We start from the raw sequence: 18,817 nt of genomic DNA on the forward strand, positions 1-18,817 counted from the left end.
CGGCGAGGGCCCGCCGGCCTGGCGAGCATCCTCCCGCGCCGGGCCGCCCGTGGCAACGCCGAATCCGTCCTCCCGCGGAGGATCGTCGGGGTGATCACCCGGAGGATCCTCCGCGGTGGGTGCCCTCCGAGCGCGGACTCAGGTGAGGCGGAGGGTGACCGATGCGGGGCCGCGGGCCACGACCTCGGCCACGAGGTCCTCCGAGGCCGCCGCCACCTGCGCGCGGACGACGAGCCGGCCGACGTCGTAGGGGTCGGGCGCGGCGAGCACGAGCTCGGCCACCGCGTCACCGACGGACACGTCCGCCGAGCCGTCCTCGACGTCGTGCAGGGCCAGGGCCACGACCCGGGCGACGCGGTCCCCGAGCGGCTCCGGCGCCACGGACCGGATGCCCACCGCCAGCGAGTCCGCCGACCCAGCAGCCACCCCGAGCGCCCCGCGCAGCGCCTCGACGTGCCCCACGGCGAACCAGTCGCCGGGTCCGGTGCGCACCAGCGAGCGGGCACCCTCGGCGCCGGCAGGCGCGAACCATCCGGTCGGCAGCCCCCGCAGCAGCGCGGCGGGCACGCCGTCGGCCTTGCCCTTGACGAGGTCGGCCGCGGCGGCGACCTCGTCGGCCACCGCGCGCGCGGTGACGGCCAGGGCCCGTCCGTCGTGGTCGACGCCACCGCGCAGGTCGTCGAGGACCGCCAGCCCGCAGGCCCCGAGCGCGAAGTCGGTCTGGCCGGCCCGCCACGGGCGACCGGCGGTGTCGGAGAGGACGACGGCGAGCGCGGCGTCGGCGCCCAGGTCGGCGCCCGCGACGAGCGCGGCCCGCAGCCGGGCCGCCTCGGCATCCGGGTCCTCGGGTAGGAGCAGCACGGCGCCGGAGGGCCCGGTGTTCGAGGCGTCCACGCCCGCGGCGGCCATCACCGGCCCGGCCGCCGCCTCGACCACCCGCGTCACGCCGCCGGTCGCGCCGGCCCGCTCCGCCACGACCCGCCGGGTGTGCGCGTCGACGGCGTCCTCGCGCGCACCGGCCCAGGTCAGCCCGAGCGCCTTGGAGACGACCTTGCTCGACACCACGAGGCAGTCGCCGTCCTCGAGCCGGAGCCCGGCCCGCCCGAGCGCCTCGAGCAGCAGTCCCGCGACGTCGTCCCCGGCGACGACCTCGGGCACCCCCGGAAGGGCGACGACCTCGAGGACCGCCCCCCGGCTCACGCCGTGACCGCGGTGGCCAGGCGCAGCGCGTGCTCGGCGATGCGCGCCGTCGCCTCCACGTCGGTCATCAGCAGCGGGCCGTCGAAGGCCTCGACCCGGGCCCGCGGCAGGACGGTGTCGGCGTCGGCGGGGTCGACGAGCCAGGCGTCGAGGAGGTCCTCGTAGAGCCCGGCCACCCCGGCGGCCGTCACCGGGACACCGACCGTGCGCAGGCAGGCGTCGGCATGGCCGCGCACCGGCCGGCCGGAGATGAGCGGCGAGACACCGACGACGGGGGCCGCGGTGCCGCGCAGGGCGTCCCGCACCCCCGGCACCCCGAGGACGATGCCGATCGACACGACCGGGTTGCTCGGCGGCAGGAGCACGACATCGGCCTGGCGGATGGCGTCGAGCACCCCGGGCGCGGCCGCCGCGCGGTCGAGGCCCGCGACCACGAACCGCCGCGCCGGCAGCGAGGCCTGGTGGCGGACCCACCACTCCTGGAAGTGGATCGCCCGCTCCGAGCCGTCCTCGTCCCCGACGACGACGTGCGTCTCGACCGGGGTGTCGGTCATCGGCAGCAGGCGGATGCGCCGCTCCGGCAGGCCCCACCGGGCCGCGAGCCGCGCGGTGACCTCGGAGAGCGGCACGCCCTGCCCGAGCCACTGCGAGCGCACGACGTGCGTGCCGAGGTCGCGGTCGCCGAGGGTGAACCACTGGGGGAGGGCGCCGTAGGCGGCGAGCTCGGACTGGACGACGTGCGACTCGTCCTCCCGGCCCCAGCCCTGGCTCTCCTCGACCCCGCCGCCGAGGGTGTAGAGGAGGGTGTCGACGTCGGGGGAGACGCGCAGCCCGAAGAGCGTGATGTCGTCGCCGGTGTTCGCGACGACGGTGACCTCGGAGTCCTCGAGGCCGGGCGTGGTGTCGAGGTGGTGCCGCAGTCCGCGAACGAACCGGGCGCCGCCGACCCCGCCGGCGAGAGCGGTGATGCGCATGGGTCGCAGTCTCCCAGCCGGACCGCCCCGGACCGAATCAGGCACCCGCGTCACTCGCGTACCACACGCACCGGATCGCGAGAAATCCGCCCGATAACACCGAACGGCTTGACGAGCGTGGCATGACACGCGTGTAATTCCATGCATGTACCCCGGAGCGAACGGCCGGTGTGCACGGGTCGAGGTCGAGGAGGAACCAATGCACGAGCTCTTTCTGGTCGAGGGGATGCTCGGGAACGTCGAGCCCGAGGAGGGGGCGCTGTCGTGGCAGGAGCGCTCGCTCTGCGCGCAGACCGACCCCGAGGCGTTCTTCCCGGAGAAGGGGGGCTCCACCCGCGAGGCCAAGAAGGTCTGCGTCGGGTGCGAGGTCCGCTCCGAGTGCCTCGAGTACGCCCTCGCCAACGACGAGCGCTTCGGCATCTGGGGCGGGCTGTCCGAGCGCGAGCGTCGCAAGCTGAAGAAGCGCGCGGTCTGACGCAGGGGGTCCCCCTGCCGACCGCAACCTCATGACGCTGGCCCCGCCGCGCCCCTCCGACACCGCCCCGGCCTCCTCCTCCGGCGCGGCGCCTCCCGTCGTCACGGCCCTGGTCGTGACCCACCGCGACCCCGGCGGTGTCCGGGAGGTCCTCGAGGCGCTGCACGCCCAGACCCTGCGCCCGGACGAGGTCCTCGTCCTCGACCGCACCGCGGGCGCCGCCCTCCCCGAGGGCGACCCCGACGCCGGCCGCTCGCTCGCCGACGTCCTCGCCTCCGGCGCGCGCGACCTCGCGGTCACGGTGGTCCCCACCGACCCGCGCTGGGCCGCCCGGCGCGCCGCCTACCGCGCCGTCCTCGACCACGAGCCGGCCGCCGGCGCCCCCACCCTCCTGTGGTTCCTGCCCGTCGGCACCCACCCCGAGCCCTCCGCCCTCGTCCGGCTGGTCGATGCCTGGCGCCGCTCGCCCTCCACCGGCGTGGTCGGCCCCAAGCACGTCGACGCCGACGCGCCGCACCGGCTGCGTGCGGTGAGCATCCGCACGACCCGTGGTGGTCGCCTGCTGTCCCGCCCCCAGCCGGGCGAGCCCGACCAGGGCCAGTACGACACCACGAGCGACGTCCTCGCCGTCCCCTTCGCCGGCTCCCTCGTCGAGCGTGAGCTCCTCGTCGGCCTGCGCGGCTGGGAGGCCGGCTTCGGCGACGTCGGCGCCGACCTCGACCTCGGCTGGCGGGCCCAGTCCAGCGGCCGGCGCGTCGTCGTCGTCCCCGGCTCACGGGTGCGCTCGCGCGCCGGGGTCGCCGTCGCCACGGCCACCACCGGCGCCCGCCGCCGCGCGGCCCGCCGCGTCGCGATGGCCCGCGCCCCCTGGTGGTCCACGCCCTTCCTCGCGCTCTGGGTGGCGGTCAGCTCGGTGCTGGCGGCGCTCGGGCTGCTGCTCCTCAAGCGTCCCCGGGCCGCGTGGGCCGAGGTCGCCTCGCTCACCTCCCTCGACCCCGTCCGCGGCTGGCGCTCACGCTGGCGCACCCGGCATCGCCCGCAGGTGCGCCGCCGCGACCTGCGGGCCGTCTTCGAGCCGCGCCGGGCCGTGCTCACGTCGTGGGGCGACTCCGTCCACCACGCGCTCGTCCCGCCGCAGGCGCCGATCGGCGACGAGGCCGCCGACCTCAACCCGCGCTCGTGGGTCGTCAAGGTCGTGCGGCACCCCGGCGTGGTCGCGGTGCTCGTCGCGCTGGCCGCCACCGTCGCGGCCGGCCGCTCGCTGGGCCTCGGCGTCGTCACCGGGCTCGGCAACGGCCTGGTCGGCGGCGAGCTCGTCGGTGCGCGTGCCACCCCGGCCGGGCTGTGGCACGCCTGGCGCGACGGCTGGTCCGGCGGCGGGCTCGGCGGTCCGGAGCAGTCCGGCCCGGCGAGCGCCCTGCTCGCGGCCCCGGCCTGGGTCCTCGACCACCTGCCCCTCGTCCCCGCCCCGGTGTCGCCGGGCGGCGCGGTCGTCGCGCTGCTGGTGCTCCTCGCGATGCCGGCCGCCGCCGCCTCCGCCTACCTCGCCCTGCGCGTGGTCGCGACGCGGCGCTGGGTCCGCACGCTCGGCGCCGTCGCCTGGGCCTGCTCCGGCCCGGCCGCCGCCGCCGTCGCCCAGGGCCGGCTCGGGGCGGTCGTCGCGCTCGTCCTGCTCCCGGGTGCCGCCGCCGGCCTGTGGCTCGTGGCCACCCGGCGCTCCACCGCCACGAGCGCCTTCGCCACCGCCCTGGGCGCCACGCTGCTCGGGGCCTTCGCGCCGGTCCTCGCCGGCCTCGTCGTCCTCCTCGCCCTCGTCCTCGCGCTCGTCCGCAGCCGGGTCCGGGTGCACGCCCTCGTCGCCGCGCTCGTGCCGACCGCCGTCCTCGCCCCCTGGGTGCTGGCTGCCGGTGCCGCGTCGTGGCCGGCCGTCGTCGCCGGCACCGGCCTCGCGCAGTGGGGCGGGGAGGCGCCGGCCGCCTGGCGCCTGGCGCTCCTCGACGCCGGCGGCGCGGGTGCCCCGCTCGTGTGGACCGCGGTCCCGCTGGTCGTCGCCGGGGTCCTCGGGCTCGTCCGCGGCCGGTCCTGGCGCGGCGCCCCCGCCGCGCTCGCCCTGCTCCTCCCGGTGCTCCTCGCGCTCGCGCTGGCGGCCCCCCGCCTGCGGCTGGGCACCGTCCCGTCGGGCAGCGACCGTGCGGGCGAGGCCATCACGCCGTGGGCCGGCACGATGCTCCTGCCGGTCGTCCTCGTCCTCGTCCTGGCCCTCGCCCACGGCCTCGACGCCCTGCCCGTGGCCGGCCTCCGCGGCCGGGCGGCCGTCCTGCCACGGCTCGTCGCCGGCGCCGCCGTGGCCGCCGTGCTCGCCGTCGTCGGGGGCGTCGTCCTCGCCACCCTGGGCACCTCGCTGGCGCCCTGGCGCGACCCGCGACCCGCCGTCGCCGTCGACCAGTCCGCCGGGGCCTTCGCCACCCGCGCGCTCTTCGTCGTCCCCGGCGAGCGCGGCGCGGCATACCGCTTCGTCGGCCGCGAGGACGCCCGCCTCGTGCGCGCGCTGCCGTCGGCCACGGCCGCCGACACCGCGGTGTCCGGCGACGTCACCGGCCTGCTCGGTGCGGTCCCCGGGAGCGAGCAGCTCGTCGGAGCCGGCGCCGCCGACCTCCTCGCCGTGCGCGGCGAGCAGGTCCCCGAGGTGGTCCGCCGCCTCGACGCCACCGACGGCCTCCAGCGCATCTCACCCCGCGACGGCTGGCAGCTGTGGCGGCTGAGCCCCACCGGCAAGAGCTCCGAGTCGCTCGTCGCGCCGCCACGCCTGCGGATGGAGACCGCCGCCGGCGAGACCCGGCTGGTCGTCACCACGGGGATGCACGGCGCCACCTCCACCGGTGTCGACGCCCCCGAGGGCGCCCGGCTCGTCGTCGCCGAGCCCCCGGGCTGGGCCGAGCACGCCGTGGTCGAGGTCGACCGGCGGGTGCTCCAGCCGGTCGCCGGTGCCGCCTCGCCCACCTACGAGCTGCCGCCGGGGCGCGGTGAGCTCACCGTCACCCTCACCGACCCGCAGCGCTGGTGGCACCTCGGGCAGCTGCTGGCCCTGGCCGTGCTCGGCTTCCTGGCCATCCCGTTCGGCCGCCGCGAGACCCGGATGGTGACCCGATGAGCGCCCTGTCCCGCCTGCACCCGGCCGTGCCGGCCGCGACCCGTGTCGTCCTCGGCGCCGGCGCGGCGGCGGGCCTCGTCTGGCTCGCCACCACGCACGGGGCCACCCTCGACCTCGCCGCGGCCAGCGGGATGCGCGAGGCGCCGGTGGCGCCCACGGCGCTCGCCACGAGCATCGACACGATGTGCCCCGGCAACGAGCTCAGCGGTGTCGCGGGCATCGACGACGTCGGTGTCGGGGGCCGCGTGGCGGCCGCCGCGGGCCCCGACTCGCTCCTGCCGGTGCCGGCCGGCGGCAGGGGTGCCGCCCAGCTGACCGCCGGCTCGGTGCGCCTCGACCGGCTCACCGCTCGCCCCGACGCCGCGGCAGCGAGCCTCCCGCGCTCGGGCCCGGTCGCGCTGCGGGCCACCGGCTCCCTCGCGCCCGCGGTCGTCGGGATGCAGGAGTGGGCTGCCACCCGCTCCGACCGGCGCGGCCTGGTCACCACGCCGTGCCTCGCGGCGGGGTCCGACCTGTGGCTGCTCGGCGGCGGTGCCGGCGCGGGCCGCCAGGAGCGGCTCGTCCTCGTCAACCCGGGCGGCAACCCGGTCACCGCCGAGGTCACCGTCCACGGGGCCACCGGACCGGTGGCCGAGCCGCGGACCGAGACCGTCTCCCCGGGTGGGCGCGTCACCGTCCTCCTCGACGCCGTCGCGGGGGAGGAGGGCGCCCCGGCGGTGCACGTCGTCGCCACCGGTGGTGGGCTGCACGCCACCCTCACCGACAGCTGGATCGACGGCAGCACGCCCCGCGGTGTCGAGACCGTGGTCCCGGCGGACGCCGCCTCGACCGTCCAGGTCGTCCCGGCCGCCGTCGTCGGCCCCGGGAAGGCGACGCTGCGGGTCGTCTCGCCCACCGACGAGGAGGCCGTCGCCAGCGTCACCGTCATCGGCCGCGACGGGCCGGTCACCACCTCGGCCGACACCGTCGTGACGGCCGGCGCCCAGGGCGTGGCCGAGCTGGCGCTCCCGAAGCTCCCCGCGGGTGCCTACTCCGTCGTCGTCCGGTCCGACACACCCGTCGTCGCCGGGGTGCTGACCGAGGTCGGCGCGGGCAGGGCGCCGGGGGACATCGGATGGGCCGTCTCGGCTCCCTCGATCGCCTCCGTCGGCGGCGCCGCGCTCCCCGCCACGAGCGGTGTGAGCCGCGTGCTGCGCCTCGTGAGCACCGGCGGCGCCTCGACGGCCGAGGTGACGCTCGTCGTCGGCGGCGACGAGCGTGCCCGCTCGGTCAGCCTGCTCGCCGACCGTGCCGTCGACGTCGACCTCGCCGGCGCCTCGGCGGTCTGGGTCGAGCGCACCGGCGGCTCCGGCAGCCTGCGCGGCGGCCTCGTCTCGACGGCCGGCACCGGCGCGAACCTCCTGCTGTCCGTCGTGCCGCTCGAGCCGGTGGCCGTCACCTCGCCGGTCAGCCGGGCCTTCCCCCTGCCCTGACTCCCGGCCCGGGTGGTCAGGCGTCCGGGTCGGCGTCGGGGTCGAGCTCGCGCGGCGGCACGCCGAGGAGCGCCGCCACCTGCTCGGTGACGACCTCGCGCACGATGTCGGCAAGGTCCTGCTCGTCGTGCGCGCGCGCCTCCACCGGCCGGCGGTAGACGACGACGCGGTCGGTCCGCTCGGCGCCCGCCCGCAGCAGCCGCCCGAGCGGCGCCACCTGCTCCTCCCACGGCGCGGGATCGGTGGGGGGCACGTCCTGGACGGCGAACTCCGTTCCCGCGTACCGGGTCCCGAGGTGCGGCCGCATCCGGTCGGCGGCGTCGAGGACGAGGTCGTCGAAGCGTTGGCGGCGGGTCGTCATCGACGGGACGGTGGGCCAGGCGAGGGGTCCGCGATGGCCCCGGCCGTGGCGGTCGCGGCGGCGGGCGGTCACCCCGGCGATGCTACGGCGTGCCTGCCGGGGGATGTCGCAGCCGCCGCCTAGAGTCTCTGGCGTGAACCTGTCGCGGAAGTGCACGAAGACCGGCTGCCGCCAGCCGGCGGTCGCGACGCTCACGTACGCGTACTCCGACCGCGCGGCGGTCCTCGGCCCGCTCGCCACGTACGCCGAGCCGCACACCTACGACCTGTGTGCCGAGCACGCGACGCGACTCACGGCCCCCCGCGGGTGGGACGTCCTGCGCCTGGCCACGGAGTACCCCGAGCCCGAGCCCTCCTCCGACGACCTGCTGGCGCTCGCCGACGCCGTCCGTGAGGCCGGGCGCCCGCGGCCGGCCGCCGCCGTGCCCCAGGCCGAGCCGCCGGTCACCGGTGAGGTCGCCCGCCGGGGGCACCTGCGCGTCCTGCGGGGCAGCGCCGAGGCCTGAGCGGCCCACCCACACGGACCGACCTCGTCGGCCGTTCGGACGATCCACCCCTGCGACCCCTCCCGCGCCGAATGGGCGCGCCCTAGCGTCGGTTCCGCCCAGATCTCGCGCAGGGAAAGAGGTTCGTCGTGCACCGGCTGCGTCCGCGTCCCCTCGGCCGTCGTGCCGTGGGAGCCCGCCGTGACGAGCGGGGTGCCGTGGCCCTCGAGGCCGCGCTGACGTTCATGTTCCTGTTCTTCATCCTCGCCGGCGTCATCGACGTCTCGATCTTCTTCAAGAACACCTTCTCGGTCTCCTCCGGCGCGCGGGCCGGGGCGCGGATGGGCTCCGCCGACCCGCTCAACGCGAACTTCGCGAAGGTGACCGCCACCCAGGCCGCATCCGCCATGACCGACCTCGACTGGACGCGGATCACCGAGATCTGGGTCTACAAGGCGAACACCGCGACGAACACCCTCTACGTCCCGACCTCCTGCGGGGTCGTGGGGTGCGTCAAGTTCACCGTGACCGCGCCCGGCACGGTCAACGCCGGGACCGGCGTGTGGACCCTGCGCAACGCCTGCTCGGGGACGACGATCGACACCGTCGGGGTGCTCGTCAAGTACACGAACAAGGCGCCGGTCATGTTCGCCAACAACCAGGTCATCACCGAGGACGTCGCCATGCGGCTCGAGCAGATCCCGTCGACCCAGACCTGCGTGGGCGTGTGAGCATGGGAACCCGCCGCCGGGAGCGCGGAGCCGTGGCCGTCGAGGCGGCCCTCGTCACGCCGATGTTCATCCTGCTAATCGTCGGCATCATCGAGTTCGGCATGTTCTTCAAGGACTACCTGTCGGTCTCCAGCGCGGTCCGCGCCGGGGTGCGCACCGCCTCGGCCGAGCCCCGCATGAGCACCTACGCCCAGGACGCCGCCGACAGCGTCGCGGCGGAGGGGACGGTCTTCAACCGCGGCCAGGTCCAGGAGCTGTGGGTCTACAAGGCCAACCCGACGGACGTCTGGCCGGCCGGCAACACCAATATCACCAAGTTCGCCAGCTGCACGACCTGCGTCAAGTTCACCTGGAACGGGACCAAGTTCGCGCCGACGTACTCGAACTGGAACGCCGTCGACCAGAACGCCTGCGCGCAGACGGCCACGACGGCCCCCGACCGCGTCGGTGTGTACATGAAGGTGCGTCACACCGCCTTCACCAAGTTCGTCTTCAGCTCGATCACCATCGAGGAGAACGCCGTGCTGCGGTTCGAGCCCAAGCCCCAGACCCAGACGTGCAAGCCATGAGGCGCCCGCACCTGCCCCGCCGCCGCTCGCAGCGGCGCGACGAGCGCGGCTACGTGGCCGTCGCCTCGGGCCTGCTGCTCATCGTGCTCCTCGGCTTCTCCGCCTTCGCCGTCGACGTGGGTCACTGGTACCTCGAGGGTCAGCGGGCCCAGCGCGCCGCGGACGCCGCCGCCCTGGCCGGTGTCACGAAGCTGCCGGACGACCGGACGGCGGCCTACAACGAGGCCCGGAAGTACGCCACCGCCAACGACTTCACGAGCGGTGCGAACACGATCGTCGCCCCGTCGCTGGCCGGCGGCTCGACCCGGCTGCGGGTCGACATCAGCAGCACCGTGCCGAACATCCTGGGTGGCCTCCTCGGCACCCCGACGACGACCGTCTCCCGGCACGCCATCGCCGAGTTCGCCGGTCCGGTGCCGCTCGGCAGCCCGTGCAACCGGTTCGGTGACGACCCGGACCCCGGGTCGAACATCAGCAGCAACTGCTCTGCTGCCGGCAACTTCTTCGCCATGGTCGGCAGCGAGGCCGTCGACAAGGTCCAGGGAGACGCCTTCCAGAACGACGCCTGCTCGAGCAGCACCTCCGACGGCTGCACGAGTGGGAACAACAACGACTACGACGACGACGGCTACATCTACACCGTCACCCTGCGGCAGGCGGTCAACAACCTCACGATCGAGGCCTTCGACCCGGCGGAGGTCGTCACCGGCGCCACCTGCACGAGCACCACGACGAACAAGCTCGCGGCTGCCGCGGCCCTCCCGGCCTCGAAGACCGTCGTGTCCAACCCGTCGGTCCGCTACCAGGTCGGCGCCGGCGACTGGTGCACCGGCGACTCCTCGTTCAGCGGCAGCGGACTCGCGAAGGTGAAGTTCACGGTGCGTTCGCCGGGCACGAACCCGTGGGAGCCGGCCGCGTGGCCGGAGATGTCCGGCACCTGTGCGCCAAAGACCTTCCAGCCCTACAACGGGGACCTCTCGACCGTCCTCGACAAGACGACGGCGGCCTACACGAGCCGCCCGGACGTCGCGCAGAACTTCCGCCAGTGGGTCAACCTCTGCACCAAGCCCGGGACGACGCCGGCCGGGACGTACGCCGTCCAGGTGCAGACCAACGGGCTGGGCAACGGCAGCCAGGGCGGTCACAACCGGTTCTCGCTGCGGGCCTACGGCAGCAGCGGCGGGGACAAGGACAACATCGCCGTCGCGGGCTTCAGCAAGATGGCGCTCTTCGCCAACACCCCGAGCAGCATCACCACCTTCTACCTGGCCCGCATCCCCACCAACTCCAGCGGCCAGTTCTTCAACGTCAACCTCTTCGACATCGGCGACGGCGCGGCGAGCGGCACCAGCTACGTGCGTGTCGTGCCCCCCACCGAGACCGGTGGCAACTTCTCCGGGTGCGTCGGCAAGGGGCGTGTGAACGGGGCGCTGACCAACTGCAGGGTGCCCGTGAGCAGCACCTTCGACGGGCGATGGCAGACCATCACCGTCCCGATCCCGTCGACGTACTCGTGCACCGACTCCTCGCCGACGGGGTGCTGGGTGCGCCTGGAGTTCAACTACGGCACGGGCTCGAACCCCACCGACACCACGTCGTGGAGCGCGACCCTGGACGGCGACCCGATCCGCCTCGTCGAGTGACCTCGGAGACCCCGGCCCACCCCCTGTCCGGGCCGGGGTCTCCCGTAGGCTCGTCGGCCATGACCGCTCGCTCCCTCGCCGACCTCGTCAAGGCCTACGACGTGCGCGGCACCGTCCCCGACCAGCTCGACGCCGAGGTCGCCCGCGCCCTGGGTGTGGCGTTCGCCGAGGTCGTCATCGGCCCGGACGGCGCGCCCGGCTGCGTCATCGGCCACGACATGCGTGACAGCGGCCCGGCGCTCGTCGAGGCCTTCGCCGACGGCGTCTGCTCGCGCGGCCTCGACGTCACGCTCGTCGGGCTGTGCAGCACCGACGGCCTCTACTACGCCAGCGGTGCGCTCGAGCTGCCCGGCGCGATGTTCACCGCCAGCCACAACCCGGCGCAGTACAACGGGATCAAGCTGTGCCGCAGCGCCGCTCGGCCCGTCGGCCAGGACACCGGGCTCGCCGACATCCGCACCCTCGCCGAGCGCATCCTCGACGGGGACGTCACCCCCGAGGCCGTCGCGACGCCGGGCTCGCGGACCGAGCGCGACCTGCTCGCCGACTACGCCGGCTTCCTGCGCGGCCTCGTCGACCTCTCCGGCATCCGGCCGCTCACGGTCGTCGTGGACGCCGGGAACGGCATGGGCGGCTTCACGGTGCCCGCGGTCCTCGGAACCGGCGCCGGCCTCCCGGAGCTCCCGATCGCCGTCGAGCCGCTGTACTTCGAGCTCGACGGCACCTTCCCGAACCACGAGGCGAACCCGCTCGAGCCCGAGAACCTGCGTGACCTCCAGGCCGCGGTCGTGGCGCACGGCGCCGACCTCGGGCTGGCCTTCGACGGTGACGCCGACCGCTGCTTCGTCGTCGACGAGCGCGGGGAGCCGGTGAGCCCCAGCGCCATCACCGCCCTCATCGCGCGCCGCGAGGTCGCGCGCGCCGTGGCCGAGGGCGCCGACGCCGCCGACGTCGCGGTCGTGCACAACGTCATCACCTCGGCCCAGGTGCCCGAGGTCATCGAGGCCACCGGGGCCCGGGCCGTGCGCACCCGCGTGGGCCACTCGTTCATCAAGGCCGAGATGGCCCGCCACGGTGCGGTCTTCGGCGGCGAGCACAGCGCCCACTACTACTTCCGCGACTTCTGGTTCGCCGACACCGGGATGCTGGCCGCCCTCCACGTGCTCGCCGCGCTCGGCGAGCAGCCGGCACCCCTCAGCGCGCTGATGGCCGACCTCAGCCGCTACCCGGCCTCGGGAGAGGTGAACTCGACCGTGTCCGACGCCGCTGCGGCCACCGAGGCCGTCCTCGCGTGGGGCGAGCAGCAGGGTGTCACGGTCGACCGGCTCGACGGGCTGACCCTCGTGCACGACGGCGGCGACGGTGACCCCATGTGGTGGCTCAACCTGCGCGCCTCGAACACCGAGCCCCTGCTGCGGCTGAACGTCGAGGCCGCGGACGCCGCGACGATGGAGCGGGTGCGCGACGCCGTCCTGGCCATCGTGCGGAGCTGACCCCGCGCAGCCGCCCGCGACCGGCTCAGGCGGGTCCGGGGCTGCGCCGCTGCGGCGCGTCGGTGCGTGAGGCGGTGGCGCGTCGTAGGGCGGCCTGCTCGAGGCGCAGCGCCTCGCTCGCCCCGACCGGGTCGCCCCGGGCGTCGAGGACGGCTGCGAGCACCTGGTAGGCGAAGGCCACGCTCAGCGGGCGGTCCAGGGCGGTGAACTCCTCGACCACGGTGCGTAGGGCGGTCTCCGCGTCCTCGAGGCGACCCAGGGCCAGCAGCGCCCGCGCGTGGGTGCGCCGGGCCCGCGCGGTGAGGAAGGCGTCCCGAGCGGCGGACGCGCGGGCCAGGGCCGTGGCCGACTCGTCGAGCGCCTGCTCCGGCCGGTCCGCGGCCAGGCTGACCTCGGCCCGGGCGTCGAGGGCGTACGAGTACATATGCACGCCCTCGATCTCGAGGAGCAGCTCGAGGGCCTCGTCGACGAGCAGAGTGGCGGCGGCCAGCTCTCCCGTGCGCCGCCGCGAGCGGGAGAGCTCGAGGGTGGCGAGGGCGTAGGCGACGGTGCGCGGCGAGCTCCGGAGGATGTCGCGGGCACGGGTGAACTCGCGCGCCGCGTCCTCGATCTCGTCGTAGTCGTTGTGCAGCGTGCCCCGCGCGATCGCCGCCCACGCGGCCAGGTTCGGGTCGCCGGTCCGGGTCAGGACGGACTCGGCGGCACGGACCGCTGCCTCGGCCTCGGCCCGGTGCCCGAGCGAGGTGGAGGCCTGGCTGCTGACGAGCGAGGCCGCCGCGGCCGCCTCCGAGGCCCCGAGCAGGAGGAGCCGGCGCCGGGCCGCCTCGGCCAGCTCGCGTGCCTCGCGCGAGACCGATCGGCGGTCCTGGAGCAGCCACGCCCGGCAGAGGAGGAGGGAGGCCGCGCCGAGCCGCCCGTCGTCGTCCTCCCGCAGCGAGGCGTCGACCTCCCGCTCGGCCTCGAACCACGCGTGCAGGTCGCTCGAGGCGTCGGTGCCGAGCGCGGAGTCGGCGAGGAGCCGCCACGCCAGGTCCGGCCGCACATCGGCCACCGAACGGGCCAGCGCCACGAACAGCGGTGTCTCGGTGCGGAAGAAGCGGCGGGACCGGCGCCGGGTGCGGGGCAGCGGGTCGGGTGCGGCGAGCCCCGAAGGCCGGGCGGCGACGGGGAGGAAGCGGTGGGGCCGGTCCTCGAGGAAGACCGCCGAGCGGGCGACCGCCGCCTCGGCGACGACCTCGGCCTCGCGCCGGCTCGCCGGGTGGTCCGCGCCGTCCACGCCGTGCTCGGCCCCCCGCCCGGTGCGGCCGCGGACGTGCGACCGGACGAGGTCGTGGAGGCGGTACTGCGTGTCGTGGTCCTCGCGGACGACGGGCTCGACGAGGCCGTACTCGAGCATCGCGTCGAGGGCGGCGTCCCCCAGGACGTGGTCGCCCGTCACGGCCTCGACGACCCATCCGCTCACCGCATCCGCGGAGAGGTGGGCGAGCGCGTCGACCGCCTCCCGCGCCTCGGGGGCCAGCCCTTCCAGCAGCCGGTCGAGGCTGGCGTGCAGCACGGCGATCTCGTCGGCGCCGGCACCGGACCACTTGCGCTGCAACCGTTCCGCGAGGTCGTCGAGGCCGAGGTCGGGGCGCTGGGCCACCCGACCCGCCGCCAGTCGCAGGGCGAGGGGGATCGCGCCGGTGAGCCGCACGACGTCGGCCACCGCCTCGGGGGAGCGGGCCACCCGGTCGGGGCCGACGAGCGCCTCGAGGAGGGTGCGGGCCGAGGCGGGGTCGAGGCTGGGCAGCCGGACCCGGTGCCGCGTGCCCACGGCGTCGAGCGCGCGGCGCGAGGTGACCAGCGCCATCGACCCCGGCGCGGCGGGCAGCAGGTCGGCGAGCCGCGAGCCGGCCTCCTCACCGGCGACGTTGTCGAGGACCACGAGGACGCGGCGCCCGTCGAGGAGCGAGCGGAGCATCCCGCTGCGGGCCGGGGCCGAGGCGGGCACCGCCTCGGGGTGCACCCCGAGGAGGGGGAGGAAGGCGGCGACGACCGCGTCCACGCCCACGCCGCCCGGGGCGTTCGCGCCGTCGTGGTAGAGCGTGCCGTCGGGGAAGTGCTCGCGCAGGGCGTGCCCCGCCTCGAGGGCCAGCGCGGACTTGCCGGAGCCCGGCAGACCGGTGACCGCGACGACGACCGGGCCGCGGGCCAGCCCGTCGGCCGCCCGGACGACCGCGGCCAGCTCGGCCGTGCGGCCGACGAAGCCGTCGGGGCGACGGGGGAGGGTCCGCGGCACCGGCAGCCGCAGGACCGCCGGCGAGCCGGCCGGGGACCCGGCCAGGACGGCGCGCTGGGCCTGGACGAGGGCCTCGGACGGGCGCACCCCGAGCTCGGTGTCGAGCAGGACCCGCGTCTCGTGGAAGACCTCGAGGGCCCGGTGCTGCCGGCCGGTGGCGGCGAGGGCGCGCATCAGCAGGGCGGTGAACCGCTCGTGGTACGGGTGGTGCGCGCAGAGGGCCTCCAGGGCGGGGACCAGGCCCTCGTGGGCCCCCGCCGCCAGGGCGGTGTCGTGCCGCTCCTCGACCACCGCGAGCCGCTCCTGGAGCAGCCGGGAGCGCTCGAGCTCGACGGCCCCCGTCCCGGGCGCACCGCGCAGCGGGTCCTCACCGAGGGCCAGGGCGGCGTCGTAGTGGGCCAGGGCGGCGTCGGCGTCGGTGCCGCGGCGGGTGCGGGCGGTGGTGACCTCGCGGGTCCAGGTGGCCAGGTCGACGAGCACGCCGTCCCCGAGCCGGTAGCCGCGGCCGTCGGTGACGACGACGGGCAGGCCGGCGCCGGCCTTGCGGCGGATGCCCGAGACCAGGGCCTGCACCCGGTTGCGGACCGAGCTGGGCGGCTCGCCGTCCCACAGCCACTCGGCGAGCGAGTCCACCTCGACGTGCCCGCGCAGTGCCGCCAGCGCGAGCAGGCCGTGCTCGAGCTCGGTGAGGCGCACCGGCCCGGCATCGGTGGACAGGCACACCCGTCCGAGGATCTGCAGCTGCACCAGGAACCGGGCCTCCCCTCGTGTCGTCTCCTGCGACCCTAGGCAGGACCCGCGGCACCCACAACACGGCGGGCCGGGGGAGGGCTGCCCGGTGGCGCCGCGTGTGCGAGGATCGGGGCGCCCGAGTCGCCCTCCCGAGAGGACCCCATGAGCCAGCCCGCCGGACCCGGCTCCCACCTCGAGCCGTGGCTGCGCGAGATCCTGCGCTGCCCCGCGTGCCGCAGCGAGCTGCGCGACGACACCGGCCCCACCGGCCCCGAGCTCGTGTGCACCAGTGACACCTGCGGCCTCGCCTACCGCATCGACGACGGGGTCCCGGTCCTGCTCGTCGACGAGGCGCGCCGCCCGGCCTGAACCCCCGGCCCGCCACCCGCGGGCCCCGACCCGAGGAGCTGCGCACGATGGCGTGGGTCGACGAGACACGGCTGGACGACGTCGAGGCGCTCGGCGCCCTCGACTCCCGCGACACGCTGCGCTCCCTGGCCTCGGCCGGGGCGCAGGTGCGCCGCGCCGTGGTCGCCGCCGAGGAGGCCGGCATCGAGCGCGTCGGGGGCGGCGAGCGTCCCCGGTCGGTGCTCGTCGCGGCCCTCGGGGGCTCCGCGGTCGTCGGCGACGTCCTCGACCTGCTTGCCGAGCCGGGCTCCCCGGTCCCCGTCTCCGCGCGCCGCGACGCCCCGTTGCCCGGATGGGTCGGGCCGCTCGACCTCGTCGTCGCCGTGTCCCAGTCGGGGCGCGCCGCCGGACCGCTGGCGCTCGCCGCCGAGGCCGCCCGGCGTGGGGCCTCGCTGCTCACCGTGGGCGCCGCCGACTCACCGCTCGCCGAGGTCGCGGCCCGGGCCCGAGGGGTCCACGTCGACGTCGCGCTGCCGGCGCCGTCCTCCCGCACCGCGCTGTGGTCGCTGCTCACGCCGGTGCTCCTGGCCGCCGACACCCTCGGGCTGGCGGCCTGCTCGCGCACGGTCCTCGAGTCCGTCGCCGACGTCCTCGACGAGGTCGCCGAGGAGTGCCGGCCGTCCTCGGAGTCCTTCGTCAACCCCGCCAAGGTCCTCGCCACCGGCCTCGACGGCACGGTGCCCGTCGTGCTCGGCGACGGTGCCCTCACCGGGGTCGCCGCCTGCCGCGCCGCCCAGATGCTGTCGCGGACGGCCCGTGTGCCGGCCACCCACGGCGCCCTGCCCGATGCCGCCGCCTCCGTCGTCGCCACGCTCGACGGCCCCTTCGGCAGCGGCCTCGGCGACCATCGCGGCAGCGGAGGGGACATCTTCGCCGACCCCTACCTCGACGGTCCGGCCGTGCCCCGGCTCGGCCTGCTCGCGCTGCGCGACCCCGCCCTCGAGCCCGCCGGCGCCTCCCTCGCCGAGGCCGTGGTCGAGGCGGCGCGGGCCTCGGGCGCGGTGGTCCTCGAGCAGGAGGCGCGGGCCGGCCACCCCGTCGAGCGGCTCGCCTCGCTCATCGGCCTGACCGACTTCGCGGCCACCTACCTGGCCCTCGGCCTGGGCCTCGACCCCAGCGTCTCGCGGCACGTCACCGACCTGCGCGACCGCACCTCCTGAGCGACCGCGCGCGTCAGCCCGCCGGCTGGGCGAGGGCCAGGGCCTGCGCACCCGGCAGCGCCAGCAGGTCCGCACCCGTCACCAGCAGCTTGCTGCGCCGCAGCCCGCTCCCGACGACCACCTCGCCGGCCGCCACGACGCGCTCGTCGACCAGCACGGGCCAGTCGTCGGGCAGGCCGACGGGCGTGATCCCGCCGTACTCCATCCCGGTGAGACCCACGGCGTCGTCCATCGGCGCGAAGGAGATCTTGCGGACGTCGAGGTGGCGGCGGACCGCGCCGTTGACGTCGGCCCGCTCGGTGGCGAGCACCATGACGGCCGCGTACGTGACGACGCCCGCCCGCTTCCCCGCGACGACGACGCAGTTGGCGCTCGCGGCGAGGGCGACGTCGTAGGTCTCGCAGAACGCGGCGGTGTCGGCGACGTCGGGGTCGATGGGAGCGACGAGCGCGCCCGGCACAGCGCCGACGACGGCGGCGACGGGCGGCGCGAGCAGCTCGGCGCGCCCGGCGGCGGGGGACCAGTCGAGGGTTCCGCGAGAGCTCGGCATGCGGCCGACGCTAGCCGACCGGCGGTCCCTAGGATCGGCCCCATGGCGAGCGAAGGCGGACGTGCGGCGATCCTGGCGGCCCTGCTGGCCAACCTCGGCGTGGCGGTCACAAAGTTCGTGGCCTTCCTCCTCACCGGGTTCTCCTCGATGCTCGCCGAGTCCGTGCACTCGCTCGCCGACACCGGCAACCAGGTGCTGCTCCTCGTCGGCAGCAAGCGGGCCCGCCGCGAGGCCACGCTCGAGCACCCCTTCGGCTTCGGCCAGCAGCGCTACGTCTACTCGTTCATCGTCGCGATCATGCTCTTCGTCCTCGGTGGCGTCTTCGCCCTCTACGAGGCGTACGAGAAGATCCGGGAGGCCTCGCAGGAGACCGACTACGACCCGTTCGAGTCGCGCTGGTGGTGGGTCCCCGTCGTCGTCCTGCTGGTCGCGATGGTGCTCGAGGGGTTCAGCCTGCGCACCGCCGTGCGCGAGTCCAACGCCATCCGCCGGGGCCGCTCGTGGGTGCGCTTCATCCGCACGACCAAGTCGCCGGAGCTGCCGGTGGTCCTCCTCGAGGACTTCGGCGCGATCATCGGCCTCGGGTTCGCGCTCGCCGGCGTCGGCCTCACCCTGGTCACCGCCAACCCGGTCTTCGACGGACTCGGGTCGGGCGCCATCGGCCTGCTCCTGGTCGTCCTCGCCGCCGTGCTCGCCGTCGAGATGAGCTCGCTGCTGGTCGGCGAGTCCGCTTCCGAGCCGGTCCGCAAGGGCATCCTCGCCGCGCTGGAGTCCCCGGAGGTCGTGGACCGCGTCATCAACAGCCGGACGATGCACCTCGGCCCCGACGAGCTGCTGGTGGCGGCCAAGCTCGCGGTGGGGGAGACCGACAGCGCGGCCGAGGTCATCGCGGCCATCAACGAGGCCGAGCGCGCCGCCCGCGAGAGCGTGCCGCAGCTCAAGCTCGTGATCTACCTCGAGCCCGACCTGGACCAGGCCCCCGGCACCCCCAGCGTCGACGGGCCGGGCCGGAGCGCCGACCGCCAGGAGTCGGCCGTCGAGGACGCCTCCCGCGGCTGAGCGCGTGTCGAACCGGGGCGCCGGCGGTTGGGTGCGCAACGCCCCGCTTGGTATCCTGATCGACGCACTACCGGCCT

At 76.0% G+C, this 18,817-nt stretch carries 16 protein-coding genes; 11 read left to right on the forward strand and 5 right to left on the reverse strand.

Features of this window, described 5'->3' with window-relative positions:
- Positions 1–138: 138 nt before the first annotated feature.
- Positions 139–1,200 carry a coenzyme F420-0:L-glutamate ligase gene (locus tag ACQZ2A_RS04900; RefSeq protein WP_430207844.1) on the reverse strand — a complete coding sequence of 354 codons (1,062 nt, stop codon included), beginning with the start codon at positions 1,198–1,200 and terminating at the stop codon, positions 139–141.
- Positions 1,197–2,174: a 2-phospho-L-lactate transferase gene (cofD, locus tag ACQZ2A_RS04905; protein WP_430207847.1), complete on the reverse strand. Its 978-nt coding sequence runs from the start codon at positions 2,172–2,174 to the stop codon at positions 1,197–1,199. Before cofD ends, ACQZ2A_RS04900 begins: the two co-directional genes overlap by 4 nt.
- Positions 2,175–2,400: 226 nt before the next feature.
- Here cofD and ACQZ2A_RS04910 point away from each other — a divergent pair, with 226 nt between their 5' ends.
- Genes ACQZ2A_RS04910 through ACQZ2A_RS04920 form a run of 3 tightly spaced genes read left to right on the forward strand, consistent with a single transcriptional unit; the run spans position 2,401 to position 7,272 of the window.
- Entirely contained in the window at positions 2,401–2,649 is a 249-nt protein-coding gene (locus ACQZ2A_RS04910) for a WhiB family transcriptional regulator (RefSeq protein WP_204131598.1), read from the forward strand.
- Positions 2,650–2,680: 31 nt separating this feature from the next.
- On the forward strand, positions 2,681–5,800 hold the full coding sequence (locus ACQZ2A_RS04915; RefSeq protein WP_430207849.1) for a hypothetical protein: 3,120 nt from the start codon (positions 2,681–2,683) through the stop codon (positions 5,798–5,800).
- Positions 5,797–7,272, forward strand: coding sequence for a DUF5719 family protein (locus tag ACQZ2A_RS04920; RefSeq protein WP_430207852.1), 1,476 nt, complete (start codon positions 5,797–5,799; stop codon positions 7,270–7,272). The genes ACQZ2A_RS04915 and ACQZ2A_RS04920 overlap by 4 nt, the downstream gene beginning before the upstream one ends.
- A gap of 16 nt (positions 7,273–7,288) precedes the next feature.
- On the opposite strand, the gene ACQZ2A_RS04925 is transcribed toward ACQZ2A_RS04920, so the two are convergent.
- Entirely contained in the window at positions 7,289–7,705 is a 417-nt protein-coding gene (locus ACQZ2A_RS04925) for a metallopeptidase family protein (RefSeq protein WP_430207855.1), read from the reverse strand.
- A 61-nt stretch (positions 7,706–7,766) separates the two neighbouring features.
- Here ACQZ2A_RS04925 and ACQZ2A_RS04930 point away from each other — a divergent pair, with 61 nt between their 5' ends.
- From ACQZ2A_RS04930 to ACQZ2A_RS04950, 5 genes are all read left to right on the forward strand, one after another.
- Entirely contained in the window at positions 7,767–8,138 is a 372-nt protein-coding gene (locus ACQZ2A_RS04930; RefSeq protein ID WP_430207858.1) for a DUF3499 domain-containing protein, read from the forward strand.
- A 167-nt stretch (positions 8,139–8,305) separates the two neighbouring features.
- Complete coding sequence (locus ACQZ2A_RS04935) at positions 8,306–8,848, forward strand: TadE/TadG family type IV pilus assembly protein (RefSeq protein WP_430207861.1); 543 nt, start codon at positions 8,306–8,308, stop codon at positions 8,846–8,848.
- A 2-nt stretch (positions 8,849–8,850) separates the two neighbouring features.
- Entirely contained in the window at positions 8,851–9,417 is a 567-nt protein-coding gene (locus tag ACQZ2A_RS04940) for a TadE/TadG family type IV pilus assembly protein (RefSeq protein WP_430207864.1), read from the forward strand.
- Complete coding sequence (locus tag ACQZ2A_RS04945) at positions 9,414–11,060, forward strand: pilus assembly protein TadG-related protein (RefSeq protein ID WP_430207866.1); 1,647 nt, start codon at positions 9,414–9,416, stop codon at positions 11,058–11,060. The genes ACQZ2A_RS04940 and ACQZ2A_RS04945 overlap by 4 nt, the downstream gene beginning before the upstream one ends.
- 59 nt (positions 11,061–11,119) lie before the next feature.
- On the forward strand, positions 11,120–12,553 hold the full coding sequence (locus ACQZ2A_RS04950) for a phosphomannomutase/phosphoglucomutase (RefSeq protein WP_430207868.1): 1,434 nt from the start codon (positions 11,120–11,122) through the stop codon (positions 12,551–12,553).
- 25 nt (positions 12,554–12,578) lie between these two features.
- On the opposite strand, the gene ACQZ2A_RS04955 is transcribed toward ACQZ2A_RS04950, so the two are convergent.
- Positions 12,579–15,578: a BTAD domain-containing putative transcriptional regulator gene (locus ACQZ2A_RS04955; RefSeq protein ID WP_430207870.1), complete on the reverse strand. Its 3,000-nt coding sequence runs from the start codon at positions 15,576–15,578 to the stop codon at positions 12,579–12,581.
- Positions 15,579–15,725: 147 nt separating this feature from the next.
- Here ACQZ2A_RS04955 and ACQZ2A_RS04960 point away from each other — a divergent pair, with 147 nt between their 5' ends.
- Positions 15,726–15,932, forward strand: a complete 207-nt coding sequence (locus ACQZ2A_RS04960) for a Trm112 family protein (RefSeq protein ID WP_430207872.1) — start codon at positions 15,726–15,728, stop codon at positions 15,930–15,932.
- Between the two features lie 47 nt (positions 15,933–15,979).
- Positions 15,980–17,131 (forward strand): SIS domain-containing protein, encoded by a 1,152-nt coding sequence (locus ACQZ2A_RS04965; protein ID WP_430207874.1) that lies wholly within the window; start codon positions 15,980–15,982, stop codon positions 17,129–17,131.
- Between the two features lie 13 nt (positions 17,132–17,144).
- Here ACQZ2A_RS04965 and ACQZ2A_RS04970 read toward each other — a convergent pair whose 3' ends face one another.
- Positions 17,145–17,681 (reverse strand): YbaK/EbsC family protein, encoded by a 537-nt coding sequence (locus ACQZ2A_RS04970; RefSeq protein ID WP_430207876.1) that lies wholly within the window; start codon positions 17,679–17,681, stop codon positions 17,145–17,147.
- Positions 17,682–17,723: 42 nt separating this feature from the next.
- Between ACQZ2A_RS04970 and ACQZ2A_RS04975 the strand changes: the two genes are divergently transcribed.
- Positions 17,724–18,740: a cation diffusion facilitator family transporter gene (locus ACQZ2A_RS04975; RefSeq protein WP_430207878.1), complete on the forward strand. Its 1,017-nt coding sequence runs from the start codon at positions 17,724–17,726 to the stop codon at positions 18,738–18,740.
- Positions 18,741–18,817 lie beyond the last annotated feature (77 nt).

This window comes from Phycicoccus avicenniae, from assembly GCF_050496545.1.
GTDB classification, from domain to species: Bacteria; Actinomycetota; Actinomycetes; order Actinomycetales; family Dermatophilaceae; genus Phycicoccus; species Phycicoccus avicenniae_A.